The following is a 9,387-nucleotide window of genomic DNA, read 5'->3' on the forward strand; positions in this document are numbered from 1 at the left end:
AGTATCCAGTGCCTCTGGCCGGGCCCGCTCGCGCACTCACACACTAGACCCGGGAGGGCGGACCCGCACCACTGATCCGGGGCACAGTTCGCGCCATCGGGCCGCCCCGGCCGCAAACCGTCCCGACCATGAGCCGTCCAGACCGCGAGCGCAGCGGCTCGGGGGCACCTCCCCCGAACTGGACGTCTGCCCCAGACCCGCCCTGTGACTCGTCTCTCCTGGCGAGCTGGTTCACCTCTCGTCCCGCTCTGCCTAGAGTTGGGAAAAACCCATCACATGTAAAGGATTCCCGTGGACATCCCCCAGCAGCAGCAGAACTGGCCCGGCAGCCTGACGAAGCTCGATCCCCCCGCGGACCACGGCGAGAAGTCCTACGAGGGTCACGGACGTCTCGCAGGCAAACGGGCACTCGTCACCGGCGGCGACAGCGGCATTGGCCGCGCGGTGGCCATTGCCTACGCCCGTGAGGGCGCAGATGTCGCCATCGCGTACTACGACGAGCACGAGGACGCAGAGAGCACCGCACAGCTCATCCGCGAGGCCGGGCGTCGCGTGGTGCTGCTGCCCGGCGACCTGAGCAAGCCGCAGCACTGCCGTGACGTGGTGGCGCGCACCGTGGACGAGCTCGGCGGTCTCGACGTCCTCGTGTCGAACGCTGCCTTCCAGATGGCTCGCCAGTCCATTCTCGACGTCCCGGACGACGAGTGGGACTTCACGATCGCCACGAACCTGTCGGCCTTCTTCCACCTCGTGAAGGCCGCCGTGCCCCACCTGAAGGCCGGTTCGGCCATCATCGGCTCCACGTCGGTGAACTCGGACACGCCGCCGCCCGTGCTGCTGGCGTACAACGCGACCAAGGCTGGAATCGCGAACATGGTGGGCTCTCTGTCGCAGGAGCTGGCCCCTAAGGGCATCCGGGTCAACAGCGTGGCACCCGGCCCCATCTGGACCCCGCTCATTCCCGCGACCATGGCGCCGGACATGGTCGAGAACTTCGGCTCGGAGTACCCGATCGGCCGCGCCGGCCAGCCGGGTGAGCTCGCCCCGGTCTACGTCATGCTCGCCAGCGACGAGGCCAGCTACGTCTCGGGCGCTCGTGTCGCCGTCACCGGTGGGCAGCCGATCCTGTGAGCAGCGCACCCTCACGTCACGAGTTCACCACGACGGACGGGGTACGTCTCTCGTACACGGACGAGGGTTCCGGTCGGCCGCTCGTCATGATCCACGGCTGGACGTTCTCCGGGCGCTTCTTCGACGGCGTCGCCCCCGGCCTGGCGCGCACCCACCGGGTCGTCCGGCTGGACCTGCGCGGGCACGGCTCCTCGGACTCACCCGATCACGGCTACCGCATGTCGCGGCTGTCCAAGGACCTCGCCGATCTGCTGGAACACCTCGACCTCACCGACGCCGTGGTGCTGGGCTGGTCGCTGGGCTGCCCGATCATCTGGGGATACCTCGAGATGTTCGGCACCGGACGGGTCTCCCGCGCGATCTACGTGGACCAGACTCCCCGCCAGTACATGGACCTCGACTGGCCGTGGTGCCACTCACAGTGCTGGGACGACGCCGCTCTGGCCGCCCTCAAGGCGACCACGAACGCCGACCCCGCGGGCCAGGACGAGCAGCAGCTCGGTGCGATCATGCGCCGTGAGCCCACAGCGCAGGAGCGGGAGCTCTTCCTCGCCGAGATGTCACGCTGCCGCCCCGAGGTGCGCGGCGCCGTCATGGAGGCACACACACGTCTCGACTGGCGCGACGTCATCCCGCACCTGGACACCCCCTCACTGGTGTGCATCGCCAAGGAGAACATCGTCTTCGACTGGCGTGGACCTGCCTGGGTCGCGGAACACCTGCCCAACGCGACGCGCGTCGACTTCGAGCACAGCCACCACGGCCTCTTCCTCGACGAGCCGGAGAAGTTCCTCCAGGCCGTCACCGCATTCACCGCGAAAGGCTGACCCCGATGAGCGTTTTCCCCCTGCCGTTCGCCATGAACGAGTTCACCACCCAGCCGTGGACCTTCGAGGAGGACCTCGAGCACTACGCCGCCGCGGGCGTCGAACACCTCGAACTGTGCGAGGCCAAGCTCGACGACGACCGGGAGCACGAACAGCTCGAGGCCCTCCGCCACAGCGGGCTGACGGTGTGCTCGGTCCAGCCTGCGGTGCGCACGGCCACCCCGAGCGTCTCGCAGCCGGAGCCTCGCAAGCTCGACGAGCGCATCGCCGCCTATCGGCGGAGCATCGAACGTCTGGCCCCCGAGGCCCCCGGAGCGGTGTTCGTCACGAACACCGGCCCTGCTCTCGGCGGTGACATGCACGCGGCGATGGACGACGCCGTGCAGTTCCACCGCGCCGTGATGCCCGTGGCTCTCGACCTCGGGGTGCGCCTGGCGATCGAGCCGCTCAACCCCATCTCCCTCAACCAGGAGACGTGCATCTGGACGTACGCGCAGGCCGTGGAGTTCATCGAGCGCGTGGGCTCACCCGATCTGGGCATCTGCGTGGACACGTGGAACCTGTGGCAGGACCCGCGGCTCGTCGACGGGCTCAAGGCGCATCCTGAGCTCATCTCGATCCTGCAGGTCAGTGACTGGCGCACACCCCGCTCGGGCATGGACCGCCGGAGCATCGGCACCGGTGACATCCCGACCGGGGAGCTCCTGCACGCCGTGGTCGATGCCGGCTACACGGGGCCCTGCGTTCTGGAGATCTTCTCCCAGGACGTTCCCGACTCGCTGTACGACACCGATCTCCAGGACCTCATCACGCGCAACCGAACGGCGCTCCAGGACGCGTGGGATGCCGCCCCAGGTGCCCCCTCCCACGCATGAGAAGACCTCGGGGAACGGGCCATTTTCGGCAGTCGTCACCACGTCCGAGCGGTGAACCCGGCCGGGGTGCGCACGGCACGAGTACGGCGACCACGTTCCAGCAGATCGACCGCGCACAGCGGACCACCACCCCGGTGCAGAAGGGTGACATCCGGGCGCTGCTGCACGGGTCGATCTACTCCGGCCTCACCCCGTCCCCGCGGGCGCACCAGTACCCCGCGATGCAGGTCATGTCGTTCGCACTCGACCTCGCTCAGGTGATGCTCAGCAACGGTGCGAACTCGCGGGAGGCGGAGGTGGCCGTCGTCGCCGTCACCGCGACGTGGGAACTCGCTCCCCTCGAGATGGAGACCACCGCTGACGCGGTGCGGCTGCAGTACATGCCTGACGGGGAGGCGCCCGTCACCGAGATGCGCATCATCCGGGGGATCACGAGCAACCTCACCGTCGTGGACCGGATCTACAAGCTCGTGGACGCCATCGTGCGGCACGGCATGGGAATCGACGACGCCAGAGCCACCCTTGCCGACGTCGAGGGCTCAGGTGCCCGGTGGTCGTGGGGCTGGCGACTGCTCGCCACGGGTGTCCTGGGCTTCATGCTCTGCCTGCTCGCCGGTGGTGACCTCCGTGCCGCTCCCTGGGCGTTCGCGCTCGTCCTGGCCGTGACGTCGGTGGCCCACCTGCTGGAGCGGCTGTCGCCGCCGTCGTTCTTCCTGGTGGTGGCTCAGTCCAGCCTGGGGATCATGGCCGGTTCGGTCGTGCTGTCACTGGGCTGGCTGACGGCAGCGCAGACGGCCACGATGGTGGCACCTCTCATCGTCCTGCTGCTGCCGCACCCCCTCATCGTGAGCTGCGCGCAGGACGCGATCACCGGGTTCCGCGAACCCGCCAACGCGCGCGTCCTGTCGATCGTCCTCACCGTTCTCGGGGTGCTGCTGGGGATGCCCGCCGGTCTCGTCATCACGCAGTCGTGGTTTCATCTGCACGTGGACCCCTCCGCCATCCGACTCGTACCCCTGGGCGCGGTTGGTGCCGTCATCGCGTCCACCGTGGCAGCGGCGGCGAACACGATCGGGCAGGGGGTGGCCGCTCGAATGATTCCCTACACGCTGGTTCTGGCCGCCCTCACGGGAACGCTCCAGCATGCGCTGACAGCGGCGGGGTTCACCGCTCTGTTCGCAACCTTCGTCTCCGCAGCGGTTCTTGGAGCGATCTGCACCATCCTGGCGTATCCGCTGAAGACCTCATCGACCGTCCTTGCCGTCCCTGCGTTCTGCGGCGCGCTCCTGCCGTCCCTGGCAGTGGCCGATTCGCTGCTCAACCTGGTGGGCCAGACGCCCGACGCCGGGCTGCAGCTCGCCACGGCGTTGCTGTCCACCCTGAGCATCGGTGCCGGGCTCGTCCTCGGCTCCTACGTGGGCACACCCTTCGTCAAACGGGCCGCGGCCAGGAGGGCCGAGGGACGACCGTGAACAGCGGTGACCAGGAGCGCTGACAGGGTGGATTGATTTGCCGGCCCGCCGCGGTGGTTCAGAACGTGACTGCGCGCTCGATGTTGCTGATGTGGGCGTTCGGGGGCACCCTTGGTGAGCAAAACCGTCGCCCCCTCAAGGAGCACCCATGAGTGAGACATCGCCCTTCGACCCGTCCGTCGACTCCGGGGGAATCCCCGTCGGTGAGGCAACCCCGGTCTGCACCGTCCGCCCCATCACTATGAACGTTCCCGAACGCCGCACGGCTCTCGAGGTGGCGGTGACCTTCCCCGTCGCGGGCACCGACCTCCCCGTGATCATCTTCTCGCACGGACACGGGCCGTCGGGATTTGTGGGGTCGATGTACGGGTACGACCCCCTCGTCAACTTCTGGGCCGCGCACGGCTTCGTGGTGGTCCGCCCCAACCACTTGGACGCCAACTATCTCGGTCTGCGAGAGGCATCCGACCCCGACGCACCCCTGTACCTGCGGGAACGCGCCCACGACATCGTTCGGGTCCTGGACCATCTCCGGGAGATCGAGGATGCAGTCCCGGGCCTGCAGGGCCGGATCGACTGTGCACGCATCGCCGCTGTGGGCCACTCTGCGGGCGGGAACACCATTGGTGCCGTCTCGGGCATGATGAACGTCGACCCGACCAGCGGCTCGGTCTGGGGAGAGACCGAGGAACGCATCTCTGCGCGAGTCCTCATGGCAGCGCCCGGCCGAGGTTCAGACCTCGACGGCCAGGTCCGCGAGATCTACCCGGCCCTGACGGGAACTGACTTCTCCCACATGACGCCACCGGCCCTCATCGTGACGGGAGAGAACGACGCCCACCCGTTCTTCGCATCTCGCTCCTCGTGGCGCAGTGATGCTTTCACCGACAGCCCCGGCCCCAAGACCCACCTGATCATGGCGGGGGCGGAACACATGCTCGGTGGCATCTCGGGTTTCGATGCCGCTGAGACCTCCGACGAGGACCGTGACCGTGTCGCCGTGGTCCGAGCCATGGTCGTGGCGTACCTGCGCTCGGAGCTCGATCCCGGAGACGACACCTGGCAGCGAGCGGTCGATGCACTCGACAACTCCGCCACCTCCCGAGGACACGTCGAGAGCAAGTAGTCCTCGAAGGCATGTGACCGCAACGAGCTCACCGGATCCGTGAACCATCCGTGCCCCGTGCGCAAACGGTGGGTTGAGCTACGGGCCCACCTCCACGGTGCAGAACCTTCGTTTGAGCTACACATCGGCAGGGGTGTGAGCGAGTTCACCGAACGCGGACGGGACAAGCAACAGAGTTTCCCGTTTGCCGTTCACTTCATTGGCAACGGCCTGCTAGCGAAGATGTCTTGATCGTTCCGAATCGAGTCCACGCCGACCCTGGCTGGAAGTGGTTGGGCGCCGAAGACTGGGGGCATGACCACAGCACTCATCGTTATCGATGTACAAGAGTCCTTCCGTCAGCAGCCGTCGTGGGCTGACATCTCCGCACCGGACATCACCAAACGGATCACCCGATTGGTCGACGCTGCCCGAGAGGCTGACCACGTCGTTGCGTGGGTGCTCCACACCGCTCCGGGCAGCAATGGCCCATTCGACCCTGTCAACGGCCTCATCGAACTTCAGCCAGGGCTGAAGCGGCGCGAGGGAGACATCACCGTGCTCAAGACGAGTCACAACGCCTTCACGACGACGAATCTCGGTCAACAACTCATGTCGCGCAAAGTCGATCACCTGAGGATTGTGGGTATCCGAACGGAGCAGTGCGTCGAAACCACGGCGCGCCTCGCGTCCGACATGGGCTATTCCGTAGAGGTCGTCATCGACGCGACGGCGACGCATCCCCTCCCTCTCACAGAGTGCAGCGGAGTTCTCCCGGCCGATGACCTGATCGCACGAACCGCAGCCGCGCTTTCGGGCCGATTTGCGCGGATCACCACGATTGCGGAGGTCGTGGCAAGCTGGCGTCCATGACTATTGAGAAGCGGCCCCGCCGTGTCTTGATCGTGCTCCCGCAACGAGTACATCTCATGGACATGGCCGGGGCCGCTCAGGTGTTCTCCACCGCGAACGATCTCGTGACACGCGCCTACCAGGTGATGTTCGTCGGAGCGGACACGCCTGCGTTATCGCATCAAGGTCTCGCACTCATGGCCCCGACGATATGGCCAGCGCTGAAACGTCGCGATCTCGTCATCGTGGCCGGGTGGAAGACCCAGCTCCAACCCGAGGGTCTGACGTCAGCGCTCAGGGAGCACGTTGCGCGGCACTGGCAGGACGGTGGCCACGTCGCCAGCATCTGTGCCGGCTCACTGGCTCTCGCGCAGGCTGGGATCCTCACCGGGCAGGCGGCCACGACGCATCATGATCTCGTTGCCTCGCTCCGCCGCCACGCCGAGGTCGACGTCGTCGAGGATGTGTTGTTCACGTGCGGCCCGCGCCTGCACACGTCAGCCGGCATCGCCAGCGGCATCGATCTGTGCCTTCATCTCGTTGCGCACGACCATGGGCCGGCGGTGGCGGCTCGCATCGCTCGCGCCCTCGTCGTGCCGACATGGCGCCCTGGCAACGCCTCGCAGAGTTCCGTGACGCTCACCCACCGCAACCACATGGATCACCTCACGCATCAGGCGCAGGACATCCTCGACGACACATCCCACAAGCCGCCTGTTCTCACGGAACTTGCGCGCCAATTCGGGGTGAGCGGCCGTACCCTCGCGCGTCATTTCGTCCACGCGACAGGTCTGACCCCACAGGCCTACGCCTCCGCCGTCCGGCTCGAACATGCAACCCGCCTGCACGAACAAGGCTGGTCCTGGGAATCTGCGGCACATGCCGTGGGCTACTCCGACGCCCGCTCGTTACGAGGGCGCGGGTAGCCGAACGCGTTATCGCGCCCAGTCGCCCACCCGCAGATGTCGTGGGAGAACGGTCACTGCGGGGCGCTCGTTGGTCGCGTCACCACCTTTGCTGCGCTCTCACTCCACGCTATTCGTGGATTTGACGGTAGAAGACGCCCCACCGGCACCGTGAGGACACCTTCGATCCTGCCGCATGGTTAACCCGCAGCTAGCTCGCGGGAGAATGGTATAGGTATCTCATGGTGACTACCGAGGCTGATGTGTATGCGAAGGCTTGTCCGTGCCGGGGAATTCTTGACCGGGTCGCGGACAAGTGGACGGCGTTGATTATCGGCCGCCTCGAGCAGGGGCCGCTACGGTTCAATGAGTTGCGACGTTCGATCGAGGGCATCTCGCAGAAGATGCTGACGCAGAACCTGCGCACGCTGGAGCGGGATGGACTGGTGAGGCGGACGGTGTTCGACACGGCGCCGGTGACGGTGCAGTACGAGTTGACCGATCTGGGTGCCACTCTCATTGAACCTCTCGCGGGGTTGCGGGCATGGTCGGAGCAGCACAAGGCCAGCGTGGTGAATGCCCAGCAGAGCTACGACCGGCGCGTGCCGACTGCGGTCCAGTCGGGCCCCGTCTGATGCACGGACCCCGACTGGACCAGGGAGCGTTTAGAAAGTGACGGCAATTTTTCCGGTGACGTGCCCTGTTTCGACAACACGGTGCGCTTCGAGTAGCGCCTCCGGGATCATGCCGTCGAGTTCGCTTGTGAGCGTCGAAACGATGTCGCCGGCCTCGACGGCGCCGCGGACTTTCTCGAGCACACTGCCTTGGGCGTTCATGTCGGCTGTGGTGAACATCGAGCGGGTGAACATGAACTCAGGGGTGACCGTGATGGAGCGTGGTTTGAACGCGCCGATGTTGAACGTCTCGGGGTCGTCTATGAGCACGAGATGGCCGTGGGGGGCCATCGCTTCCGAAATATCAGATTCGCGCCCGATCGTGTAGGCGCTGAACACATAATCCGTATCACCGTGCTCTCGCAGCTGCGGCGCAAGAGGCTCGGCGTGATCGACGACGGCGTCCGCGCCCATACGCTCACACCACGCCGCAGACTCCGGGCGCGCGGCCGTGGCTATTACCGTGAGGTTGGTGAACTGCTTCGCGAACTGGATGACGAGCGAACCAACACCACCGGCACCACCGATGACGAGCAACGTTCCTGTCGACTCGCTGCTCAGGTGCATGTGGTCGAACAGGGTTTCCCATGCGGTGATCGCAGTGAGAGGAAGAGCTGCGGCTTCCGCGAACGACAGGTAAGTGGGCTTGTGGCCCACGAGGCGGTGCTACACGACGTGCAGCTCAGAGTTGGTGCCGGGGCGGGTCAAGTCGCCGGCATAGAACACCTCGTCACCGACCGTGAATCCCGTGACATCGTCCCCGGCGTGTTCGACGACGCCTGCGGCGTCCCAGCCGAGAACCTTGGGTGTGTCCTGGTCGCCGGCACCCGCCCGGATCTTCACGTCGACGGGGTTGACTGATACTGCTTTGACTCGCACAAGGAGGTCGAGTGGCCCCGGGGTCGACACAGGCAGTTCAACCTGGACGAGGGCGTGGGGATCGGTCGCAGGTAGGGACGTGATCATGGCAATGGCGCGCATCGTGGTGGCCATGTAGGCACCGTAAGGTCCACCCTGTAGGCACGTTCAAGAACGCTTGGGCACCTTCAGGTAACCGTTCCCCGGCTTGCGCCACGTGCCTTCGTTCGAGCTACACCGGCAGCGGCGGTTGCTGGTCGCCCCAGGTGATGAGGTAGCCGTTGGCAACGCCTGCGCTGTGACAGGGGCATGCCGGGCTTGATGCGTGCTGAACTACGTGCTGCTCGCCGCAACAGCGGTTTTCGTCCTGCTACCCACCGTTTTCTGAATTATTCGCGCTCGTCAACAGGAACCCGGACACCCGCACGGGTTGCCTCTGCACTGGTTGAACCCTCGCAGCCAGAGATCATGCACCGCCGCCCCCGAGTGCCGAGCTGGCCGGATGCGCCTCGGGCGCCTGGCAGGCGCACGCGTGGTGCGACGTCGAATCCCCACCGTTCAGAGGAGGCGGCCGGGTTGCATGACAAAAAAGCCGGGCCTGCCCTGCGTTTCCGCAGGGCAGGCCCGGCTTGGTTGCTCCCCCGACTGGACTCGAACCAGTAACCCTTCGATTAACAGTCGAATGCTC

Annotated in this window: 10 protein-coding genes; 8 read left to right on the plus strand and 2 right to left on the minus strand. The window is 66.1% G+C overall.

The annotated features are described in order from the left end of the window. Positions 1-291: 291 nt before the first annotated feature. The 8 genes from Q4A22_RS08725 to Q4A22_RS08760 all read left to right on the plus strand — a co-directional run bounded on the left by Q4A22_RS08725 (position 292) and on the right by Q4A22_RS08760 (position 7,802). The gene (locus tag Q4A22_RS08725; RefSeq protein WP_303178629.1) at positions 292-1,131 is read left to right on the plus strand and encodes an SDR family oxidoreductase; all 840 of its coding nucleotides are present in this window, start codon (positions 292-294) and stop codon (positions 1,129-1,131) included. Beyond that, positions 1,128-1,958: an alpha/beta fold hydrolase gene (locus Q4A22_RS08730; RefSeq protein ID WP_303178631.1), complete on the plus strand. Its 831-nt coding sequence runs from the start codon at positions 1,128-1,130 to the stop codon at positions 1,956-1,958. The genes Q4A22_RS08725 and Q4A22_RS08730 overlap by 4 nt, the downstream gene beginning before the upstream one ends. Positions 1,959-1,963: 5 nt before the next feature. Further along, positions 1,964-2,833 carry a sugar phosphate isomerase/epimerase gene (locus tag Q4A22_RS08735; RefSeq protein ID WP_303178634.1) on the plus strand — a complete coding sequence of 290 codons (870 nt, stop codon included), beginning with the start codon at positions 1,964-1,966 and terminating at the stop codon, positions 2,831-2,833. A gap of 134 nt (positions 2,834-2,967) precedes the next feature. Beyond that, positions 2,968-4,305 carry a threonine/serine exporter family protein gene (locus Q4A22_RS08740; protein WP_303178636.1) on the plus strand — a complete coding sequence of 446 codons (1,338 nt, stop codon included), beginning with the start codon at positions 2,968-2,970 and terminating at the stop codon, positions 4,303-4,305. A 148-nt stretch (positions 4,306-4,453) separates the two neighbouring features. After that, a complete protein-coding gene (locus Q4A22_RS08745) occupies positions 4,454-5,431 on the plus strand; it encodes an alpha/beta fold hydrolase (protein WP_303178638.1) in 978 nt (325 codons plus the stop codon). Between the two features lie 294 nt (positions 5,432-5,725). Beyond that, positions 5,726-6,283: a cysteine hydrolase family protein gene (locus tag Q4A22_RS08750; protein WP_303178640.1), complete on the plus strand. Its 558-nt coding sequence runs from the start codon at positions 5,726-5,728 to the stop codon at positions 6,281-6,283. Continuing rightward, on the plus strand, positions 6,280-7,188 hold the full coding sequence (locus Q4A22_RS08755; protein ID WP_303178643.1) for a GlxA family transcriptional regulator: 909 nt from the start codon (positions 6,280-6,282) through the stop codon (positions 7,186-7,188). Before Q4A22_RS08750 ends, Q4A22_RS08755 begins: the two co-directional genes overlap by 4 nt. 221 nt (positions 7,189-7,409) lie before the next feature. Next, positions 7,410-7,802, plus strand: a complete 393-nt coding sequence (locus Q4A22_RS08760; RefSeq protein WP_303178646.1) for a helix-turn-helix domain-containing protein — start codon at positions 7,410-7,412, stop codon at positions 7,800-7,802. 30 nt (positions 7,803-7,832) lie between these two features. On the opposite strand, the gene Q4A22_RS08765 is transcribed toward Q4A22_RS08760, so the two are convergent. Together Q4A22_RS08765 and Q4A22_RS08770 are read right to left on the minus strand one after the other, a co-directional pair. Beyond that, entirely contained in the window at positions 7,833-8,498 is a 666-nt protein-coding gene (locus Q4A22_RS08765; protein ID WP_303178649.1) for a zinc-binding dehydrogenase, read from the minus strand. 9 nt (positions 8,499-8,507) lie between these two features. Then, on the minus strand, positions 8,508-8,834 hold the full coding sequence (locus tag Q4A22_RS08770) for an alcohol dehydrogenase catalytic domain-containing protein (protein ID WP_303178652.1): 327 nt from the start codon (positions 8,832-8,834) through the stop codon (positions 8,508-8,510). Between the last annotated feature and the right edge of the window lie 553 nt (positions 8,835-9,387).

The sequence above is a fragment of the Kocuria sp. genome, from assembly GCF_030530945.1.
Classification (GTDB): domain Bacteria; phylum Actinomycetota; class Actinomycetes; order Actinomycetales; family Micrococcaceae; genus Kocuria.